The organism is Actinoplanes sp. NPDC048988 (assembly GCF_043197815.1).
Lineage (GTDB): Bacteria > Actinomycetota > Actinomycetes > Mycobacteriales > Micromonosporaceae > Actinoplanes.
The window spans coordinates 62,880-81,987 of the sequence record NZ_JBICTW010000022.1; the positions used below are offsets into that span (position 1 = coordinate 62,880).

The 19,108-nt window shown below is 71.3% G+C and carries 17 protein-coding genes; 5 read left to right on the plus strand and 12 right to left on the minus strand.

Going from position 1 to position 19,108, the window contains the following annotated elements:
- Positions 1–837, plus strand: a complete 837-nt coding sequence (locus ACGFJ7_RS41640) for an SWIM zinc finger family protein (protein ID WP_360260541.1) — start codon at positions 1–3, stop codon at positions 835–837.
- Here ACGFJ7_RS41640 and ACGFJ7_RS41645 read toward each other — a convergent pair.
- Positions 827–1,783 carry an aldo/keto reductase gene (locus ACGFJ7_RS41645; protein WP_360260543.1) on the minus strand — a complete coding sequence of 319 codons (957 nt, stop codon included), beginning with the start codon at positions 1,781–1,783 and terminating at the stop codon, positions 827–829. The two genes, ACGFJ7_RS41640 and ACGFJ7_RS41645, sit on opposite strands and share 11 nt — an antisense overlap.
- Before the next feature lie 125 nt (positions 1,784–1,908).
- Here ACGFJ7_RS41645 and ACGFJ7_RS41650 point away from each other — a divergent pair, with 125 nt between their 5' ends.
- On the plus strand, positions 1,909–3,495 hold the full coding sequence (locus tag ACGFJ7_RS41650; protein WP_360260546.1) for a beta-1,3-glucanase family protein: 1,587 nt from the start codon (positions 1,909–1,911) through the stop codon (positions 3,493–3,495).
- Here the strand turns inward: ACGFJ7_RS41650 and ACGFJ7_RS41655 are convergent.
- From ACGFJ7_RS41655 to ACGFJ7_RS41670, 4 genes are all read right to left on the minus strand, one after another.
- Entirely contained in the window at positions 3,492–4,286 is a 795-nt protein-coding gene (locus ACGFJ7_RS41655) for a thioesterase family protein (RefSeq protein ID WP_392647562.1), read from the minus strand. The two genes, ACGFJ7_RS41650 and ACGFJ7_RS41655, sit on opposite strands and share 4 nt — an antisense overlap.
- A 13-nt stretch (positions 4,287–4,299) precedes the next feature.
- Positions 4,300–5,781 carry an LPXTG cell wall anchor domain-containing protein gene (locus ACGFJ7_RS41660; protein WP_392647564.1) on the minus strand — a complete coding sequence of 494 codons (1,482 nt, stop codon included), beginning with the start codon at positions 5,779–5,781 and terminating at the stop codon, positions 4,300–4,302.
- A 64-nt stretch (positions 5,782–5,845) separates the two neighbouring features.
- On the minus strand, positions 5,846–6,697 hold the full coding sequence (locus ACGFJ7_RS41665; RefSeq protein ID WP_360260554.1) for a menaquinone biosynthesis protein: 852 nt from the start codon (positions 6,695–6,697) through the stop codon (positions 5,846–5,848).
- Entirely contained in the window at positions 6,694–7,332 is a 639-nt protein-coding gene (locus ACGFJ7_RS41670; RefSeq protein WP_392647568.1) for an ArsR/SmtB family transcription factor, read from the minus strand. The genes ACGFJ7_RS41665 and ACGFJ7_RS41670 overlap by 4 nt, the downstream gene beginning before the upstream one ends.
- Positions 7,333–7,569: 237 nt before the next feature.
- Between ACGFJ7_RS41670 and ACGFJ7_RS41675 the strand changes: the two genes are divergently transcribed.
- Positions 7,570–9,570: a HelD family protein gene (locus tag ACGFJ7_RS41675; RefSeq protein WP_392647570.1), complete on the plus strand. Its 2,001-nt coding sequence runs from the start codon at positions 7,570–7,572 to the stop codon at positions 9,568–9,570.
- Between the two features lie 139 nt (positions 9,571–9,709).
- On the plus strand, positions 9,710–10,459 hold the full coding sequence (locus ACGFJ7_RS41680; RefSeq protein ID WP_392647573.1) for a VOC family protein: 750 nt from the start codon (positions 9,710–9,712) through the stop codon (positions 10,457–10,459).
- On the opposite strand, the gene ACGFJ7_RS41685 is transcribed toward ACGFJ7_RS41680, so the two are convergent.
- The 6 genes from ACGFJ7_RS41685 to mqnE are packed head-to-tail and all read right to left on the minus strand — an operon-like array spanning position 10,456 to position 15,311.
- The gene (locus ACGFJ7_RS41685; protein WP_360260565.1) at positions 10,456–11,235 is read right to left on the minus strand and encodes an ABC transporter ATP-binding protein; all 780 of its coding nucleotides are present in this window, start codon (positions 11,233–11,235) and stop codon (positions 10,456–10,458) included. The two genes, ACGFJ7_RS41680 and ACGFJ7_RS41685, sit on opposite strands and share 4 nt — an antisense overlap.
- Positions 11,232–12,299 carry an iron ABC transporter permease gene (locus ACGFJ7_RS41690; RefSeq protein ID WP_360260567.1) on the minus strand — a complete coding sequence of 356 codons (1,068 nt, stop codon included), beginning with the start codon at positions 12,297–12,299 and terminating at the stop codon, positions 11,232–11,234. Before ACGFJ7_RS41690 ends, ACGFJ7_RS41685 begins: the two co-directional genes overlap by 4 nt.
- Positions 12,296–13,225 carry an ABC transporter substrate-binding protein gene (locus ACGFJ7_RS41695; protein ID WP_360260569.1) on the minus strand — a complete coding sequence of 310 codons (930 nt, stop codon included), beginning with the start codon at positions 13,223–13,225 and terminating at the stop codon, positions 12,296–12,298. The genes ACGFJ7_RS41690 and ACGFJ7_RS41695 overlap by 4 nt, the downstream gene beginning before the upstream one ends.
- Before the next feature lie 52 nt (positions 13,226–13,277).
- Positions 13,278–13,673, minus strand: coding sequence for a DUF4229 domain-containing protein (locus ACGFJ7_RS41700; protein WP_360260571.1), 396 nt, complete (start codon positions 13,671–13,673; stop codon positions 13,278–13,280).
- A gap of 9 nt (positions 13,674–13,682) precedes the next feature.
- Positions 13,683–14,117 (minus strand): hypothetical protein, encoded by a 435-nt coding sequence (locus tag ACGFJ7_RS41705; protein WP_360260573.1) that lies wholly within the window; start codon positions 14,115–14,117, stop codon positions 13,683–13,685.
- 24 nt (positions 14,118–14,141) lie between these two features.
- Complete coding sequence (mqnE, locus tag ACGFJ7_RS41710; protein WP_392647578.1) at positions 14,142–15,311, minus strand: aminofutalosine synthase MqnE; 1,170 nt, start codon at positions 15,309–15,311, stop codon at positions 14,142–14,144.
- A gap of 270 nt (positions 15,312–15,581) precedes the next feature.
- Here mqnE and ACGFJ7_RS41715 point away from each other — a divergent pair, with 270 nt between their 5' ends.
- The gene (locus ACGFJ7_RS41715; protein ID WP_392647581.1) at positions 15,582–17,459 is read left to right on the plus strand and encodes an NlpC/P60 family protein; all 1,878 of its coding nucleotides are present in this window, start codon (positions 15,582–15,584) and stop codon (positions 17,457–17,459) included.
- A 150-nt stretch (positions 17,460–17,609) separates the two neighbouring features.
- Here ACGFJ7_RS41715 and ACGFJ7_RS41720 read toward each other — a convergent pair whose 3' ends face one another.
- Positions 17,610–18,581 carry a hypothetical protein gene (locus ACGFJ7_RS41720; protein ID WP_392647584.1) on the minus strand — a complete coding sequence of 324 codons (972 nt, stop codon included), beginning with the start codon at positions 18,579–18,581 and terminating at the stop codon, positions 17,610–17,612.
- Between the last annotated feature and the right edge of the window lie 527 nt (positions 18,582–19,108).

Here is a 19,108-nt window from a genome sequence, read left to right on the forward strand (position 1 = left end):
GTGCCGACCGATCCGAAGGGACGATTCTTCGAGTCCGGCCGTCCGATCGAAGTGGACGGTGGACTGGCCGTACGGGCCAAGCGCGGCAAAATCGGCGAGCAGTGGTGGTCGCGCCGCTTCGTCGACGTGCTCGAGCAGGTCTGCGACGGCGGCCGCCTCGCGCGCGGGCGGGCCTACGCGCGCAAGGGGCAGGTCATGGACTTCGCCCTCACCGCCGGCCGGGTCACGGCCCGCGTGCAGGGGTCGCGACCCCAGCCGTACGAGGTCAATGTCGCGATTTCCGCCTTCGACGAAGCACAGTGGACGGATTTGACGGATGCGCTCGGCGCGCAGGCGCTCTATCGCGCGGCGCTGCTCGCGGGCGAGATGCCGCACGAGATCGTGGAGCTGTTCGCGTCCCATGACGCGCCGCTCTTCCCCGACCGGCTCGACATCAGTTGCAACTGTCCTGATTGGGGAGTGCCGTGCAAGCACGGCTCGGCCGTGCTCTACGTGCTGGCCGAGGCCTTCGACGACGATCCGTTCCTGGTCCTGGCGTGGCGCGGGCGCGCGCGTGAAGACTTGCTGGACGCGTTGCGGGGCACGCCGGAACCGGCGCCCACCGTCGACCCGCTCGCCGTCGACGAGTCCCCGTTGGACGCCCGGCTCGGTGACTTCTACGCGCCCGCGATCAGCCTGGGACGGCTGCGTGAGCGGCCGTCCCGGGTCACCGCGCCGCCCGAACTGCTGTTACGCGCGCTGGACGCGCCGCCGGTGAAGGTCCGCCACATCCCGCTGGTGGACCTGCTGCGGCCCGCGTACCGCGACCTCCACGATGGACCTGACGCTACGACGTGAGGATGGCGTCCAGGGCCGCGACGTCGTCCGCCGCCAGTTCCCACGCCCCCGCGGCGGCGTTGGCCTGGACCTGCTCGGCGCTGGTGGCCCCCGCGATCACGCTGGTCACGGCGGGACGGGAGGCGAGGCCGGCGATCGCGACGTCGAGCAGGCTGTGGCCGCGCTCCGCGCCGAACGACGTCAGCGCCTCGATCCTGTCCCAGTCGGCGCCGTCGAGGAAGCGCTGGTAGCGGTCCAGGGAGAGGCGGGTGCCGGCGGCCGGCTTCTCACCACGCCGGTACTTGCCGCTGAGCAGCCCGGAGTCGAGCGGGAAGAACGGCAGAAGGCCGAGGCCGTAGTGCTCGCAGGCCGGGACGACCTCGGTCTCGACGTCGCGCTGGAGCAGGCTGTACCGGTTCTGCGCGCTGATGAACGGGGTCAGGCCGGCGGCGCGGGCGGTCCAGTCGGCGTCGGCGATCTGATAGCCGGCGAAGTTGGAGTTGCCCAGATAGCGCACCTTGCCCGAGCGGACCAGGTCGTCCAGGGCGGAGAGGGTCTCGTCGATCGGAGTCCGCGGATCCGGCTCGTGGATCTGGTAGAGATCGATGTAGTCGGTCTCGAGCCGGCGCAGCGAGGCCTCGACGGCCCGCACGATGTACCGGCGGGAGCCGCGGGCGCCGAAGTCGTTGCCGTTGAGGCCTTCCATGTTCATGCCGAACTTGGTGGCCAGCACCACCTCGTCGCGGCGGCCCTTGAGCGCGGCGCCGAGACACTCCTCGGAGGCGCCGTGCGGGGTGCCGTAGATGTCGGCGGTGTCGAACAGCGTGATGCCGGCGTCGAGGGCGGCGTCGACGACCTCGCGGGTGCCGTCGGCGTCCAGCTTGCGGCCGAAGTTGTTGCAGCCGATGCCGACGACGGAGACGACCAGGCCCGAGGTGCCCAGCCGGCGGTAACTCATCTCACTCATGAACACGACCCTATGCCCGTTCGTACCGTCGTTTGCCCGGGACGGCGTCATATCGCTGTTCGTCTATTGACACGGGTTGTTAACAAATCTGACGCTCGGGTCTCCCCCGAACGGAAGGTGTCCCCGTGCGAAAAGTCCTGGGCCTTCTGGCCGCCGCGGTCCTCGCCGCGCCCCTCGTGTCCCCACCGGCGGCGTCGGCCGTCGGCCCCTCGCTGCTCCCCGTCACCGTCACCAACAACACCGGACGCGGCGACGCGGTCTACCTCTACGTCATCGGCGTACAGCTGTCCTCCGGGCGGCTCGGCTATGTGAACCAGTCCGGCGCCTTCACCCCATGGACCGGCGGGGCGCTTCCACCCGTCGCCGCTCCGGACGTGTCCATTCCCGGCGCGGGGAACGGCGGCAGTTCGACCATCCAGTTCCCGCGCGGCTTCTCCGGGCGGGTCTACTTCTCGCTCGGCGCGAAGCTGAAGTTCTTCCTCACGCCGGACGGGCTCGTGCAACCGGCGCCGTGGGCGGGCGGCGACGCCAACCGGGACATCCTCTTCGACTGGAGCGAGTTCACCTACAACGACGCGGGGCTGTGGCTCAACAGCTCACAGGTGGACATGTTCGCCGTGCCGCACGCGGTGACGGTCACCGGCGCCTCCGGGGCCACCAAGCGGACCGGCGACCTGGTGGCGAACGGCCGCGACGCGGTCATCAACACCATTCGCGGTACGTCGGGATGGGCGAACACGGTCTACAGCCGCTCCGACGGGACCGTGCTGCGGGTGCTCGCGCCCGGCAAGGCGGCCGGGGCGGGCCTGCTCAGCGCCAACTACCTCGACTCGTACATCGCCTCGGCCTGGAATGCCTACACCTCCAGGACGCTGACCGTGGTGCCGTTCGGCGACCAGCCCAACACGCGCTACTTCGGGCGCACCTCGGGCAACACCATGGTCTTCACGAACTCGTCGGGCGCTCAGGTGGCGTCCTTCAACCGGCCGTCCTCGGCCAGCGTCTGGGGCTGTGACGGCGACCTGCCGGCACCGAACGACCAGGTGGTGGGCCCGATCTCGCGGACCCTGTGCGCGGCGCTGAACCGGGGCACGCTCGGCACCATCGACACCCAGCCGAGCACGAACGCGGCCGACTTCTACCGCAACAACCCGACCAACGTGTACGCCAAGGTGATCCACGCCAACATGGCCGACGGCAAGGCCTACGCGTTCGCCTTCGACGACGTCGGTGCCTTCGAATCGCTGGTCCACGACGGCGACCCGCGCTCGGCCGGCCTCATCCTGACGCCGTTCAGCGGCGGCGGCACGACGCCACCGCCCGCGGGCAGCGGGCTTCCGCTGATCAGCGCCCTGAACAACAAGTGCGTCGACGTGCCCAGCTCGAACTTCGCCGACGGCGCGCCGCTGCAGATGTGGGGTTGCAACGGCACGAACGCCCAGAAATGGACGTTCACCGGCGGCGCCCTGAAGAGCCAGAACAACAAGTGCATGGACGTGGCGGCGGCGGGCACGGCCAACGGCACACCCATTCAGCTGTACGCCTGCAATGGCACCGGAGCGCAGCAGTTCGTCCTCTCGGCCGCCGGCGACCTGGTCAACCCACAGGCCAACCGGTGCGTCGACATCAAGGACGTCAACGCGGCCGACGGCGCCCGCCTCCAGCTGTGGGACTGCGCGGGCACCGCGAACCAGAAATGGCGGACTTCCTAGGGCCGCCAGAGGCCGAGCTGACGGGACAGCGCCACCAGTTCCCCGGTGCTGTCCCAGAGGTAGGCGTCCTCCTCGACGAGGCCCGGCGCGATGTGCCGGGCCTCGATCCGGGCCTGTACCCAGCCCGGCGCCGGCTGCTTGCGGACGTGCACGGTGAGTTCGAGCGTCGGCACGGTCACCGGCCCCACCAGCTCACCCAGCGCGGGCGGGAACGCGTCGACGAAGAAGGGCAGCGCGGCCAGATCGGGCTCGCGCCCGTCGGCGAAACGGATCCACCCGTCGACCCGCGCCTCGCCCGGGCCCTCGCCGCCCACCCAGCGCGAGGCCGGCAGTACGCGGTAGTCGAAGCGCTCGGCGATCGTCGCGCCGATGGCCGACGCCAGCTCGGACGGCGTCGATCGGCACTCGTCCGGCGACGGGATGGCCGGCGCGGCAATCGGGTGCTCGACCGGAGCGTCCTGCAGGGCCGGGTCACCGTAGGTGGCGACGACCCGTACCCGCTCCTTGCCGTCCTGGTTCAGCGCGACCGCGATCGTGCTGGTCAGCCGGCCCCGCTTGACCGTTTCCACGGCAAGCTCGGCCGGTCCGTCCTGGCCCGGCCGCACGTAGTGCGCGGTCGCGGTGATCAGCCGCTGCTCGGGCACGACCTGCCCCGCCGCGGCCAGCGCCACGGCGAACAGGTAGCCCCCGTTGGGCACGCCGCTCGCGATCGACCAGTCGTCGGTGAGCGTCGCCGACCACCGCTCGTCAGCGCCGCTCACCGCGGTGTCGACGTCGAAGTGGTAGCCCATGCGATCACGCCTCTCAGATGGTGGTGACGATGCGGCGGCGGCGGAAGAAGTACGCGACGGCGCCGCCCGCGAGGAGCAGCAGGGCACCGCCCAGCGCGACCCAGCCCGTGGGAGCGCCGGTGACCGGCAGGCTCGGGCCGTCGTCGCCCCCGCCCTGACCGCCGCCGGTGAGCTTCAGCGTGAGGGCCGCCGTGTTGTTCTTCGCGTTGCCGTCCTGCGGCCCGCCGTCGACAGTCACCCAACCGGCCGTGACCTTCTCCTCGGTGATGACGCCGGTGAAGGTGAAGAGCGCTTGCTGGCCCTTTTCGACGCTGTCGGGCAGGCAGGTGTAGACGCGGCCGCTGATGTGGCTGTCCCCCTCGATGCCGTCGGGGCCCGCCGGTATGCCGTCGCCCGGGAAACAGGCCTCGTCGACCTCGGTCAGCTTCAGCCCGGTCGGCACGGTGACCCGGATGGTCTGGTACCACTCGACCGCGGCCGGCACGATGCTGGTCGGGCCGAGGTTGCGGACGCCGACCTTGACGGTCGTCGTGTCGCCGATCGCGCCGGTGAAGGCGCCGCCGACCGCCGCGCTGTCCGCCGCCGACTTACCGGCCTCGACACCGAAGACGGCGATGTTGTCGTCCTCGTTCAGGTCGTCGGGCACCTGGCTGTCGTCGGGGACGCCGACGGCCGCCTTGCGCCGCGCCTCCAGCGTGAGCACCGGGCCGGTCCCGGCGGTGAGAGCCCCGGCCACCGACCCCTTCACACCGACGGCCGAGACGGCGGCGCTGTACGTGTACGGGCCGCCCGCGTCCGTCCGCAGCTTGATCTTCACCGGGGTGGCCGACGGCACGGTGAAGGTCGTGCCCGGGGTGAACTTCTGCTGGAAGAAGCAGAGAACGCCGGGGATCTTCTCGCCCTCGACCTCGGTGACGCAGTTGCGGTAGCTGGTCAGCGCCTCCAGGCCGGGCTGGGCGACCAGGGTCAGGCCGATCGCGTCGACGGTCTCGCTGCCGGCGTTGCGGACGACGATCGGCACGTCCGCGGCCTGGCCGCGGTTGAGCTTCAGATCGTCGATCGGGTCGACTTCGAGGTCGACGCCGCCGGTCGAGCGCACGACGGTGACGGTGCTGCTGAAGCCGCCGGTGGACGCCGTGAAGTGGGAGACGAGCTTGTCGCCGGTCGGCTTCAGCGTGATGGCGAGGCTGCCCCGCTTGCCGGCTTTCAGGTCGATCTTGCAGCTCGTGGCGTCGCATCCGGCCGGCAGGGTGAGGCCGAGGCTCGGGTCGACGTCGGTGAACGAGATGACGGTGCCCTTCGCGTCACCCCGGCCCGCGTTGTACAACTCAGCCTTGATCGTCTTGGTCTTGCCCTGGATCACCGACACCTGCTCGGGCAGGTAGAGGTCGACGAACGACTCGTCGTCGGACGGCGCGGCCTGGGCCGGCGCGGCGAGCCCGCCGAGGGCCGCGGCGGCGAGAGCGGCCGGGACGGCCAGAGAGCGGAGGCGCATGGATCACCGATTCCTGGGTGCCAACTGAGAGCCCCGGGAGCCTAGAGCCTCCGCTCGCAGAAGATCAAACCTCGGCGAACACCGGGCCGTCGGCCGGAAGCGGCGGCACTTCGCCCCGGGCGGCCGCACGGCGGGCGAACTCCCGCATTCCGGCGATCTGCCGCTCGCCCAGCGAGAAGTCCAGGACCCGGAAGTACGTCGCCAGGGTCTCGGCGTCGAACGGCTCCCACCGGGCGGCCGCGGCGGCCACCTCGTCGAGCTCGCCCAGGCTCAGGTCGCGCGAGCGCTGGAAGGCTTCGTGCACGTCCTTGACCACGCCCGGGTTGGCGGCGGCGAAGTCTTTGCGAACCGCCCAGACCGCGAACACCATGGGCAGCCCGGTCCACTTCTTCCACGCCTCGCCGAGATCGGTGACCTCGAGCCCGAGGCGCGGCCCCTCGTACATCGCGCGCAGCGCCGGGTCACCGATGAGCACGCCGGCGTCGGCCTCGATGAGCATCTGGGTGAGCTCGGGCGGGCACCGGAAGTACTCCGGCTCGGCGCCGTACTGCTCGGCGAGCAGCATCTGGGCCAGCAGCACGCCGGTGCGCGAGGTGGAACCGAGCGCCACCGGCCGCCCGTCGAGCTCGGCCAGCGGCCGGGTGGAGATCAGGTTGACCGAGAGCACCGGCCCGTCACTGCCGACCGCGAGGTTGGGCAGCAGCACCAGCTCGTCGGCGTGCCGCAGGTACTCGACCAGGGTGATCGGCCCGATGTCGAGGTCGCCGGCGACCAGGCTGGCGCTGAGCCGCTCGGGCGTGTCCTTGTGCAGATCGACGTCGAGCAGGGCGCCGGACCGCATCAGACCCCAGTAGATGGGCAGGCAGTTGAGGAACTGGATGTGCCCGACCCGGGGCCGACCGGCGCTGTCGCTCATGCCCCGACGCTATCTCTCACCAAGTGGGAATCGCCCGCGGCCGGTCCCGATGGTGGTTCATATCGCACGACCCCCAGCGCGGCCAGCGCGGCGAGCAACCCGGCGACGCCGGCCGCGCCGACCAGCACCCGCACGTCGACCAGGCCGACCAGCGGACCGGCCACGAGCAGGCCCACCATGCCGGCGCCCTGGATCGGGGCGCTCATCGCGGCGAACGCCCGCCCCCGGGCGGCCGACGGCGTGCTGATCGTGGCCGTCAGCGACCGAAGCTCGTCGGCCGTCAGCAGCAGCTCGAGGCTTGTCATGCCGCCCGCGTCGCGCCACGGCTCCGGCTCGTCCGGCTGCCGCTCCACCCACTCGCGGGCGCGGCGCACGCCGCGCTGGAGGAAGACGTCGACCAGCGCCAGGGCGGCCGAGAGGGCGGCCGGATCGGCGCCCTCGGTATCGATGCGCAGCCCGGTGCCGGTGCTGCGCCACACCCGTTCACGGCCGTCGCCCCGGCTCGGCGCCTGCTCGACCAGCTTGTACTTCGCGAGCTCACGCAGGTGGTAGCTGGTGGCGCTGGGCGAGAGGCCGACCAGTTCGGCATCTTCGGTCGCGGTGATCGCCGCGCCGGTGTTGTTCAGGTATTCCATGATTCCGATGCGGGCCGGACGGGCCGGCGCGCGCATGACCTGGGGTCGGAGATCCGCCTGCTCTGCCCGTCCGTCATGGCCGCCATTATTCGGTGGAGTGGCCGCACGGTTGCGCGTAGCGTGGAGGGCCGCTCGACGGCCGTGGTGAGCATGCACCGCAGCGGACGTCCCCCCGCGCCGGCGTCAGACCAGCCGGATACGCGAGCAGCCAGGAAACAACCTGCCTGAGGATGAAGCGTGCCCGCATTCGACCTGGACACCGAACTAGCAGCCGAGAGAGACCACCTGAGCCGGTCGCGCGCCGCGCTGGGCCGGATGCGAGGACGCGCCGAGGCGCTCTTCTCGACCGGCGACAAGGTGGCCGGCGACGCCTACACCGCCGAGCAGCTCGGCCGGCACATGGCCCGCCGGGTCAAAGAGCTCGCCGACGACCCCTCGACGCCGCTGTTCTTCGGCCGGCTCGACATCGACGAGTCGGCGTACCACGTGGGCCGGCGGCACGTCACCGACGACGCCGGCGAACCGATGGTGCTCGACTGGCGGGCCCCGCTGTCCCGCTCGTTCTACCGGGCCAGCGTGCGCGATCCCCAGGGGGTGAGCGTCCGCCGCCGGTTCGGTTTCGTCAAAGGCGAGCTCACCAGCTTCGAGGACGAACACCTCGACCGCGGCGAGGAGCTGGGCACCGCCAGCCGCATCCTGACCGCCGAGATCGAACGGCCGCGCGTCGGCCCGATGCGCGACATCGTGGCGACCATCCAGCCCGAGCAGGACGAGCTGGTCCGCGCCGAGCTGGCCGACTCGATCTGCGTCCAGGGCGCGCCCGGCACCGGTAAGACCGCCGTCGGCCTGCACCGGGCGGCCTTCCTGCTCTATCTGCACCGCGAGCGGCTGCGGCGCTCGGGGGTGCTCATCGTCGGGCCGAACACGGCCTTCCTGTCGTACATCTCAGCCGTCCTGCCCGCCCTGGGCGAGGTGGAAGTGCACCAATCCACGGTGGACGAGCTGGTCGCGCGGGTGCCGGTGCGCGCGGTCGACAGCCCGGCCGCCGCGCTGGTCAAGAACGACGTCCGCCTGGCCGAGGTGCTGCGCCTGGTCCTGTGGGGCCGGCTGACCAAGCCGACCGATCCGATCATGGTCTCGGACGGCTCGTACCGCTGGCGGATCGATGCCGAACCGCTGCGCCGGATCGTCGACGAGGCCCGGCGCGAGGGCCTGCCGTACGCGGTGGGCCGCGACCGGGTCCGGGCCCGGGTGGTGGGCCTGCTGCAGCGGCAGTCGGAATACCGCACCGGCAACTCGCCGAGCGAGGGCTGGCTCCACCGGATGAGCAAGGTCGCCCCGGTCACCGAGTTCCTGGACAAAGCCTGGCCCGCGGTCACCCCCGAGTCACTGGTGGCCGAGGTGCTGACCGATCCGTTCGTGGCCGGCGATCTGCTCACCGCCGAGGAGCAGGAGGCGATCCGCTGGGCGAAACCGCCGCGCACGGTCAAGGCGGCGAAGTTCACCGCGGCCGACCTGGTGCTGATCGACGAGGCGGCCGGGCTGTTGGAGCGCGAGACCAGCTTCGGCCACGTGGTCATCGACGAGGCGCAGGACCTCTCGCCCATGCAGGCGCGGGCGATCGCCCGGCGCAGCGAGCACGGCTCCATCACGGTGCTCGGCGACCTGGCCCAGGGCACCGCGCCGTGGGCCGCCGCCGAGTGGTCGGAAACCCTCGCCCACCTGGGCAAGCCCGAGGCGGCGGTCGTGCCCCTGACCGTCGGTTTCCGGGTGCCGGCGGCGGTGGTGGAGCTGGCCAACCGCCTGCTGCCGGCGCTGGGCGTGAACGTGCCCGACGCGGTCTCCCTGCGCCGCGACGGCGACCTGGTCATCGTGCCGGTCGCCGACCCGTCCGGCCTGGACGCCGAGACGCTGGCCGAGGTCACGGCGGCGCTCACCCACGAGGGCTCGGTCGCGGTGATCGCGGCCGACGCCGCCGTGGAACGGCTGCGCGGTCATCTCACGGCCGCGGGCCTCGAGCACGCGACGCCCGACGACGTCGACTCCGAGGCGCGGGTCACGGTGGTGCCGGCCACTGTCGTCAAGGGCTTGGAGTACGACCATGTGGTCGTCCACGAGCCGGCCGACATCGTGGCGGCCGAGCCGAAGGGCCTGAACCGGCTCTATGTGGTGCTCACCCGGGCCGTCTCCCGGTTGTCGGTCGTGCACGCGAAGCCGCTTCCGGGCCCGCTGGCCTGAGCCAACCCGCGCTCATCGGCGGGACGGCCACCCTTGCGGGGTCCGCCACCTGGTCCGATCGGCGCGACGAGGGTCGGCGTTTCAGCTAGAACATTGACACTTAAGGCTGTGTTTAGACACGCGGTGTGATGATGCGGCGATGACCGCATCGACGCCCGGGACGCCCAGCTGGGTCGATCTCGGAACCGCCGATCTCGCTGACGCGGAGAGGTTCTACTCCGAGCTGTTCGGGTGGACCGCTGAGGTGTCCGGCGACTACATCACCTTTCTCCGCAACGGGCGGCCGGTGGCCGGCGCCGGTCCGCTGTACGGCGTGGGGCAGCCCACGGCGTGGAGCACCTACGTCGGCACCGACGACGCCGACGCCGTGTCGGCTCGGGTGGCGGCGGCCGGCGGCAAGGTGCTCGTGCCCCCGTTCGACGTGGCCGACCAGGGGCGGATGGCCGCCTTCCTCGATCCGGCCGGGGCGCCGTTCAGCGTCTGGCAGCCCTGGGCGATGCGCGGCGCGGAACTGTTCGACGTGCCCGGCGCGCTCACCTGGAACGAGTTGAACACCCGTGACCTGGACGGCTCGATGGCTTTCTACCAGGCGGTGTTCGGCTGGCAGTACCGCAACAGCGTGATGGACGGCGTGCCGTACATCGTGGCCAAGGTCCAGGAGACGCCGGTCTGCGGCATCCAGCCCATGCTGCCCGAGATGTGGCCCGACGACATGGGTCCGCATTGGATGGTCTACTTCGCGGTCCACGACTGCGACACGGCCGCCGAACACACGCTGGCCCTCGGCGGCCACGTCCTGCACGCCCCGAGAAGCCTTTCGATCGGCCGGTACGCCGTACTCAGCGACCCCCAGGGCGGCATGTTCGCGGTGCTCGCCGGCAATCGTTAGCCGGCTACCCCTCGGACCGGCACGACCAGTGGGCCGTGTTCGCCCTCGATGACGCGTACCCGTACGCGGTAATGCTTGGCCAAGTTCTCCTCGGTCAGCACCTCGCGCGCTGTCCCGGCCGCCGCCACCCGGCCCGCGGCCAGCAGCACCATCCGGTCGGCGTATTCGCCGGCGGTAGTGAGGTCGTGCATCGTGGCCAGCACGGTGAGGGCACGCTCGGCCCGCAGCCGGTCGACCAGCTCCAGCACCTCCTGCTGGTGGCCGATGTCGAGCGCGCTGGTCGGCTCGTCCAGCAGCAGGATGCCGGCGCCCTGGGCGAGCGCGCGGGCCAGGAACGCCCGCTGCCGCTCGCCGCCCGACAGGGTGTCGAGCCGCCGGCCGGCGAAGCGGGTCAGGTCGAGCTCGTCCAGGACCTGCTCGACCACCGTCAGATCGTTAGCCGACTCACGACCCAGGGGTGCGACATAGGGCGTACGGCCGAGCAGCACGTAATCGAAGACGCGCATGCCCGGCGGTACGACCGGTGACTGGGCGACCGTGGCGATGGTCTTCGCACGCTCCCGGCGGTGCAACCGGTCGAGCGGACTGCCGTCGAGTTCGACCGTTCCCTCGAACGGCAGCAGGCCGCCGATCGCGCGCAACGCTGTCGACTTGCCGGCCCCGTTGGGGCCGATCACGGTCACCCACTCGCCGCGCTCGACGTCGAGGTCGACCCCGAGCACGATCGGCGTGCCGTCGAGGCTCACCCGCAGGCCCTCGACGCGGACCGCGGTCACGCGGCGGCCGCCTGCCGGCTGGTGCGCAGCACGACGATGAAGAAGGGCGCTCCGAAGAAGGCGGTCACCACCCCGATCGGAATCTCGGCCTGGCCACCGGCGGTGCGGGCCAGCAGGTCGGCCAGGGCCAGGAAGGCACCGCCGAACAGCACCGACAGCGGCAGGATCGAGCGGTAGCTCGGGCCGGCGAGCAGCCGCATCGTGTGCGGGACGATGATGCCGACGAACCCGATCAGGCCGGAGACCGAGACCGCGGCCGCGGTGCCGAGCGAGGCGGCGACGATCAGCAGGTAGCGGGAGCGCTGCGGGTGCAGGCCCAGCGCGCTCGCCTCTTCGTCACCGACCGTCAGCACATCGAGCTCACGCCGCTGCGACAGGACGATCGCGCCGGTCACCACCGCGTAGGGCAGCATCACCAGCACGTCGTGCCAGCCGGCGGTGGCGAGCCGGCCCAGCAGCCAGGAGTAGACCTCACGCAACGTCTCGACGTGCTGCTGCATCAGATAGGTCTGCCCGGCGGCCAGGAACGACGACACCGCCACGCCGGAGAGGATCAATGTGGACGGCGTCCGGTCGCGGCCACCGGAGGCACCCAGCAGCCAGGTCAGGGCCACGGCCAGCAGCGCGCCGGCGAAGGCGGCCACCGGCACACCGAACGGCAGGTTGGCGGTGGCGTCGCCGCCCGTCGTCCCGGCCCGCAGCGAGATCACGGCGGTGACGCCGAGCCCGGCCCCGGCCGCGACGCCGAGCAGGTGTGGATCGGCCAGCGTGTTGCGGAACACCCCCTGGTAGGCGGCGCCGGCCAACGCCAGCATCGCCCCCACGAGCAGGCCGAGCACGACCCGGGGCAGGCGGAGCTCGGTGAGGATGATGACCTCACGCTCGGTGAGGCCGCTGTGGACCCGTACACCGGGAATGAGATTGAGAAGTTCCAGGGCCACGCCGGCCGGCGGGAGCGGGACCGACCCGAAGGCCAGCCCCGCGATCAGCGCCACCAGCACGGCGGCCACGCCGCCGATGAGCCAGGCCGGCCGGAGACCGGCCGGCCGGACCCGAACCGTCACGCGGGGACCTTGGCCACCGCGTCGGCGACGGAGCGCACGAGGTCGACGGTGCGAGGGCCCCAGCGCGAGGCGATGTCGTCGTCCAGGGCGACGATCTGGCCGCTCTTCACGGCGGCGATGGTGCTCCAGCCCGTACGCTTCGTGACCGACGCCGCCGACTGCTGGCAGCACTTGCTGTCGGCCAGGAAGATCATGTCCGGGTTGGCCTTGACGATCGCCTCCTGCGAGAGCTGGGGATATCCACCCTTGGCCCCGTCGGCGTCGGCCGGGTCGGCGATGTTCGTCATGCCGAACAGCGAGAAGACCTCGCCGATGAAGGTCTTCGACGTGACGGTGTAGAAGGTCGGGTCGAGCTCGTAGTAGTAGCTCAGCGGCGTCGTCCTCTTCGGGACGTCGGCGACGATCTTCTTGATGTCGTTCGCCATCTGAGTCGTCACCGCGCCGGCCTCGGAGCCGTGGCCGGTCAGCGCGCCGAGCTGCTCGATCTGCTGATAGGTCTCATCAAGGGTCTTCGCGGCCGGCGTCACGAAGACGGGGATCTTCAGCGTCCGCAGCTGCGACACGATCTTGTCGATGTCGTCGGAGAGGACGACCAGGTCGGGGTCCTTGGCGGCGATCGCCTCGGCGTTCGGCTTGAAGCCGGAGAGGTCCGTCTTGGGAGCCTCGGCCGGGTACGTCGACTGGTCGTCGACCGCGGTGACCTGCGGCCCGGCCCCGATGGCGAAGAGCATCTCGGTGGCGCTCGGCGTCAGCGAGACGATTTTCTCGGGGCGCGCGTCCAGCGTCAGATCGCCGACGGTCACCGGATAGGAGGCGGCGGCGCTGGGCGCGGTGGTCGTCGTCGCCGACGTGTCGCCGTCGTCGCCGCAACCACCGGCGAGCAGCAGGGCGGCAGCCGCCAGGGCGGCGGTGAGCATACGTTTCATGGATCCTCCAGTCGGCCGGGTTGAGCCCTCCCCCGGTCCTACCGGCCGGCTCCTATTTGTCGGCTTTTTGATCTAGCTTGTCGGCTTCTTGATCGAGTCTGTCGGCCTTTTGATCGCGCCCCTCGGCGCCGTCCTCCACCGTGGCGTCGGCCACCCCCGCGGTCTCGGGCTTCGGGGCGGCGCGGTCGCCGGCCAAGGCCGCGTCCTCGTCCCCGGCCAGGGCCGCCCGCAGTCGCTGCTTCTCGGCCGTACGCCGGGACGCCACGCCGACCAGCTGCTCGTTCATCTGGTTGCGCCAGGAGGCGAGCAGAAAGTACGACGCGACGGCCGAGACCACCAGCGCGACCATGGCCCGGACCAGGAAGTTGAGCGGGACCGGCAGAAGCGCCGCGAAGACGACCACGAACAGCCCGAGGCGGCCCAGCGAGTACTTGATGGCGGGGTTCATCATTTCTCCCTAGCCCGTGCGGTGGTCGAGCCACCGCAGGCCGTAGAACCAGATCAGGCAATAGACGACGATGGCGCCCAGCGCGCCGAGCAGCCCGGTCACCAGGGTCGGGAAGCCGAACTGGGACGATGCGAAGCCGGCCAGGGTCATCCCGGCGGCGACGCCGAACCCGGTGGCCAGCAGCGCCACCACGACCCGGGGCGCGCCGAAGCCCTCGGCCCGGAACTCCTCGACGAACAGCCACACCGGAAGGATCACCGCGAGCCAGCCGCTCGTGTTGCCGAACTCGGAGACGTGCGTCAGCGACAGCACGGCCTCGAGCAGCAACAGCACGACGGCACCGGTCACCAGCCCGGCCATCGCGGTGCCGAGAAGGTCACCGATCGTGGCCAGGCGTCCACTGGCGTCGCGGCGCGGGCGGCGCGCACTCTGGGTATCCGACATGACAACAAGCAGGGTACGCGCCGGCTAAGCCCAGACCTTCTGCGGCTCCGCGCGGCGGCTCGCGAGCGAGGGCGCCTTGTCGTACTCGTGGACGACCTCGTAGCGGGTGTTGCGCTCGACCGGCTGGAAACCGGCGTCCCAGATCAGGTTGAGCAGGTCGTCGCGGTGCATCGTGTGCGGCGTGCCGTACGAGTCGGCGTCGTGAGTGATCTTGTACTCGACCACCGAACCGTCCAGATCGTCCGCTCCGAAGTTGAGCGAGAGCTGGGCCACCGACAGGCCGTGCATGACCCAGAAGCACTTCACGTGGGGCACGTTGTCGAACATCAGGCGGGAGACCGCGAACGTCTTGAGCGACTCGGCCGGCGCGGCCATCGTGGTCCGCGACTGGATCCGGTTCCGGATCTTGCCGTCCTGTGAGTCGACGAAGTCGTGCTGGTAGCGCAGCGGGATGAAGACGGCGAAGCCACCGGTCTCGTCCTGAAGCTCGCGCAGCCGCATCACGTGGTCGACGCGATGACGCGGTTCCTCGATGTGCCCGTACAGCATGGTCGCCGGGGTCTTCATGCCTTTTTCATGGGCGAGCCGATGAATGCGTGACCAGTCCTCCCAGTGGGTGTCGTGGTCGACGATGTGCTGCCGGACCTCCCAGTCGAAGATCTCGGCCCCGCCGCCGGTCAGCGACTCGAGCCCGGCGTCCATCAGCTCGTCGAGGATCTCGCTCGCGGGCCGGCCGCTGATCTTCTCGAACCACTGCACCTCGGTGGCGGTGAAGCACTTGAGCTTCACGTTCGGCAGCGCGGCCTTCAGCTCGCGCAGCACCTTGGGGTAGTAACGCCAGGGCAGGCTCGGGTGCAGGCCGTTGACGATGTGCAGCTCGGTCAGCTGCTCGTCCTCCATCTCCTTGGCCTTGGCCACCGCCTCGTCGATGCGCATCGTGTACGCGTCCTTCTCGCCCGGCTTGCGCTGGAATGAGCAGTACGCACAGCTGGCCGAGCAGACGTTGGTCAGGTTCAGATGGCGGTTGACGTTGAACATCACACGGTCGCCGTTGAGCTCGGCCCGCTTGTGGTGGGCGAGCCGGCCCAGCCAGGCGAGATCGTCGCTCTCGTACAGGGCCACGCCGTCGGCCCGCGTCAGCCGCTCACCTGCGTAGACCTTGGCCTCGAGCTCGCGCTTCAAGCCGGCATCCATGTGCGCCCCTCTCACTTACCTCGCCGTCGAGAGTACGGCTCACCCCCGACAGGAAACTCCGGGCGGGGTGTTGATCATGTCGCCGTAACCCAGATTCCCAGTCTTCTTTCATCTCGGATCAATCGACAGGAATGTGAGACGTGAGGTATTCAATTAGGGGGGAACGACGAGCGGCGCTCCGGCGTCGCGGTGGACGGGGAGCACATGGCGACTGCACGACTTGGTTCTCGGCGATCGCGCCCGTGGTGGCGCCCCGTCGTGTATTCAGCCGTGGCCGCAGTCGTCGCCACGTTCCTGACCCCGCTGCTCACGCCGACCGCCGCCTTCGCCGACCCGGCCGCAGCCCCGCCGGCCGCGCCCCTCGCGGTCCCGCAGGACACCGTCAGCTTGGCCGTGCCCGACATCGGCTCGCGCCCGATGGCGCTCGGCACCCTGGCCCTCCCGGGACAGAAGGTCAGCGCCGTCCCGACCGCCTCCCCCACGCCGGCCAGCCCCGCGCTCCAGGCGATCGAAAAGGGCCGCAACGAGATCTCCGCCCTCGGCGACCAGCTCATCCAGATCGGTCAGGACCGCGACCTCGCCCGTGACCAGCAGGCCACGGCCCGGGTCAAGTACACGCAGGCCGAGGAGTCGCTCCGCCAGGCGCAGTCCGCCGCCTCCGACGCCGCCGCCCAGGCCATGCGCGAGGCCGCCGCCATGCCGCCGGGCATGATCGACCCCGGCCTCAGCGGGCTCGGCGACCTCGCCCGGCTCCAGCGCGGCCAGGTCGACACCCAGACGGCAGTCACCCGCCAGATCGAGCAGGCGCAGATCAACGCCCAGATCGCTCTCGACGAGCAGACGCTGAGCGGCGAGCGCTACGCCGAACTGGCCGCCAAGTACAACGCCCTCAACAAGCAGCTCAGCGCCAAGCAGAGGGCACAGCAGGCCCTCGAGCTCACCCACCAGGACGAGCTGAACGCCTACGAGGCGGCCGAGACCGTCCAGGACAGCCAGCTCGGCGCGTCGTTCCTGACCGGCGAGGAAGCGGGCCGTGGCCCCGACGCGCGGGCCATCAAGGCGCTCGAGTTCGCGCTCGCCCAGCGCGGCGACCCGTACGTCTGGTCCGAGGAGGGCCCGGATCAGTACGACTGCTCCGGCCTGATGTACGCGGCGTACCGCTCGACCGGCTTCGCGCTGACCCGCGTCTCCCGTGACCAGTACTGGCAGACCCGCGACAAGGTGGTCGACCGGTACTCGCTGCTCCCCGGCGACCTGCTGTTCTTCAGCTCGTCGAGCAGCTGGCGCGGCATCCACCACGTCGCGATGTACGCGGGCAACGGCATGATGGTCGAGGCCCCGCGCACCGGCCTGAACGTGCGCCTCACGCCCGTGCGCTGGTCGCGCCTGTTCCAGGCGACACGCGTCTACGGCTCGGTCGAGGGCATCGTGCAGGGCCCCAACCTGGGCGCGCCCGACGTCGACCCGGCCGACGACGGCACCACGCCGACCAACCCGGGCACAGGCACGCCGTCGAACCCGGGCACCCCGGGCAACCCCGGCACGGGTTCGCCAGGCACGCCGAGCACGCCGGGCAACCCCGGCACGGGCACGCCAGGTAACCCCGGCACAGGCACCCCGGGCAACCCCGGCACAGGCACGCCAGGTAACCCCGGCACAGGCACCCCGGGCAACCCCGGCACAGGCACGCCAGGCAACCCCGGCACAGGCACGCCAGGCAACCCCGGCACAGGCACGCCAGGCAACCCCGGCACAGGCACGCCAGGCAACCCCGGCACAGGCACCCCGGGCAACCCCGGCACAGGCACCCCGGGCAACCCCGGCACAGGCACCCCGGGCAACCCCGGCACAGGCACCCCGGGCAACCCCGGCACAGGCACGCCGGACACGCCGACGACGCCGCCGAAGACCGACCCGACGACGCCGCCGGCGACCAGCAATCCGCCGGACCCCGACGACGATGAGCCGTCGACGGAGCCCACGAAGGAGCAGCCGTCCAGCGGCGGCTCCAGCTCAAGTGGGAACACCGAGACGAAACCGTCGAACAGCGGCTCGACCTCGTCGGCGGCCACCACCTCGTCCTCGCCGGCGTCGTCTTCCGGCAGCGCTTCGGCCAAGGCGGCCGAGTCGTCCGCTTCCGGGTCGTAAACGCCTGTCGTCCTCTTCGGTGTCGGGGTCTGATCAAGAGTTGCCCCCAGGGGCGGCGAAAATCGCCTTTCCGGTGGTCAGCCCCGGTCCAGGGGCATGGTCGAGTTGATGCCAGGTGCGATGACGCGCGCGGATATGGCACGGTTATGGTCAGCGCCCGACGTTCCCCAACCGTCGGCACGCGGCGTCGGGAGGTTCCATGGACGAGCGGCAGGCGACACCGGACAGCAACGGCACCAAGCCGCCCGCTGACCCGACGCCGTCGAGCAGCGACGACTGGTTCTCCCCACCGCCGCCCCCGGCCGACGGCGCCCTCTGGGCCACCCCCAGCAGCGGCGCCACCCCGGCCGGCACCGCTACGGCAGACGGCGGAGCACCCCCGAGCAGCGCCCCGGTAAGCGGCGCCGCGAGCGGCCGCGCCTCGGTCGCGGGCTCGACCCCCGTCCCACCCAAGGTCTCCGCGTCGGCCCCGGTCTCATCGGCCCCCGCCCCCGTCTCGGCCGCTCCCGGCTCGGTCTCCGCCTCCGCACCCGTGTCCGCGGCGCCGGGCTCGGTCTCGGCGTCGACGCCCGTGTCGGCAGCGCCGGGCTCCGTTTCAGCGTCCGCGCCCGTGTCGGCAGCGCCGAGCTCGGTCTCGGCGTCCGCGCCCGTGTCGGCAACGCCGGGCTCGGTTTCAGCGTCGGCCCCCGTGTCTGCGGCGCCGGGTTCGGTTTCGGCGACTGCCCCCGTGTCGGCGACGCCGAGCTCGGTTTCAGCGTCCGCGCCCGTGTCGGCTGCGCCCAGCCCAGGTACTGCTGCGCCCGCCGGCTCGGTTTCGGCGTCCGCACCCGTGTCCGCGGCGCCCAGCCCGATCACCGCCTCCGCTCCTGTGTCCGGAACGCCCAGTTCGGGTACCGCGTCTGCGGCTACCGGCCCGGCCGCCGCCTCCGCCTCCGTGCCCGTGTCCGGAGCGCCCAGCTCGAGTACCGCGTCCGCGGCTACCGGCCCGGCCGCCGCCTCCGCCTCCGTGCCCGTGTCCGGAGCGCCCAGCTCGAGTACCGCGTCCGCGGCTGCCAGCTCGGTCGCTGCCTCCGCGTCCGGATCGGCGATGACCGGATCGGAATCCGCGTCCGTTTCGCCCACCGCTGACAAAGCGGACGAAAAGGCGCCACTCGTGCCGGAGCGGGTCGACGGGTCGAGTCGGCAGCTCTCCCCCACGCTCGGCTCCGGCGCCGCCCGGGCCACCGTGCCCGGAGCGGTCGCGCCCGACGCCGGCGAGGTGGCCCGCGCCCTGACCCGGCCGACGGGTGAGTCGAAGCTGTACGGGGCCAAGTCCGCCAAGCTGGTCACTCCTCCCGGCACGCCGGAAACCCCGATCGCGACGGCCCCGGCCGCGCCCGTCGTGGGTACGGCGACCGCCAAGACTCCAGCCACGACCTCGGCGAGCGACCCGCAGCCGGCCGACCCCGAGCTGGCCGATGCGCAGCGGGCCGATACGGAACGGGCCGACTCCAAGCTGTCGGACCCGCAGCCGTCGGACGCGAAGCTCTCAGGGCCGCCGACGTCGGACTCGAAGCCGTCAGGCCCGCCGACGTCGGACCCGAAGCTGTCAGGCCCGCCTCAGCCGGGTGAGCCCACGCCGGGTGAGCCGGAACCCGGTGAGCCCACGC

Coding starts and splice junctions, on each gene's coding strand:
- ACGFJ7_RS41645 (WP_360260543.1), bottom strand. CDS start 1,783: ATGAGTGAGATGAGTTACCGCCGGCTGGGCACCTCGGGCCTGGTCGTC.
- ACGFJ7_RS41655 (WP_392647562.1), bottom strand. CDS start 4,286: ATGGGCTACCACTTCGACGTCGACACCGCGGTGAGCGGCGCTGACGAG.
- ACGFJ7_RS41660 (WP_392647564.1), bottom strand. CDS start 5,781: ATGCGCCTCCGCTCTCTGGCCGTCCCGGCCGCTCTCGCCGCCGCGGCC.
- ACGFJ7_RS41665 (WP_360260554.1), bottom strand. CDS start 6,697: ATGAGCGACAGCGCCGGTCGGCCCCGGGTCGGGCACATCCAGTTCCTC.
- ACGFJ7_RS41670 (WP_392647568.1), bottom strand. CDS start 7,332: ATGGAATACCTGAACAACACCGGCGCGGCGATCACCGCGACCGAAGAT.
- ACGFJ7_RS41680 (WP_392647573.1), top strand. CDS start 9,710: ATGACCGCATCGACGCCCGGGACGCCCAGCTGGGTCGATCTCGGAACC.
- ACGFJ7_RS41695 (WP_360260569.1), bottom strand. CDS start 13,225: ATGAAACGTATGCTCACCGCCGCCCTGGCGGCTGCCGCCCTGCTGCTC.
- ACGFJ7_RS41700 (WP_360260571.1), bottom strand. CDS start 13,673: ATGAACCCCGCCATCAAGTACTCGCTGGGCCGCCTCGGGCTGTTCGTG.
- ACGFJ7_RS41705 (WP_360260573.1), bottom strand. CDS start 14,117: ATGTCGGATACCCAGAGTGCGCGCCGCCCGCGCCGCGACGCCAGTGGA.
- mqnE (WP_392647578.1), bottom strand. CDS start 15,311: ATGGATGCCGGCTTGAAGCGCGAGCTCGAGGCCAAGGTCTACGCAGGT.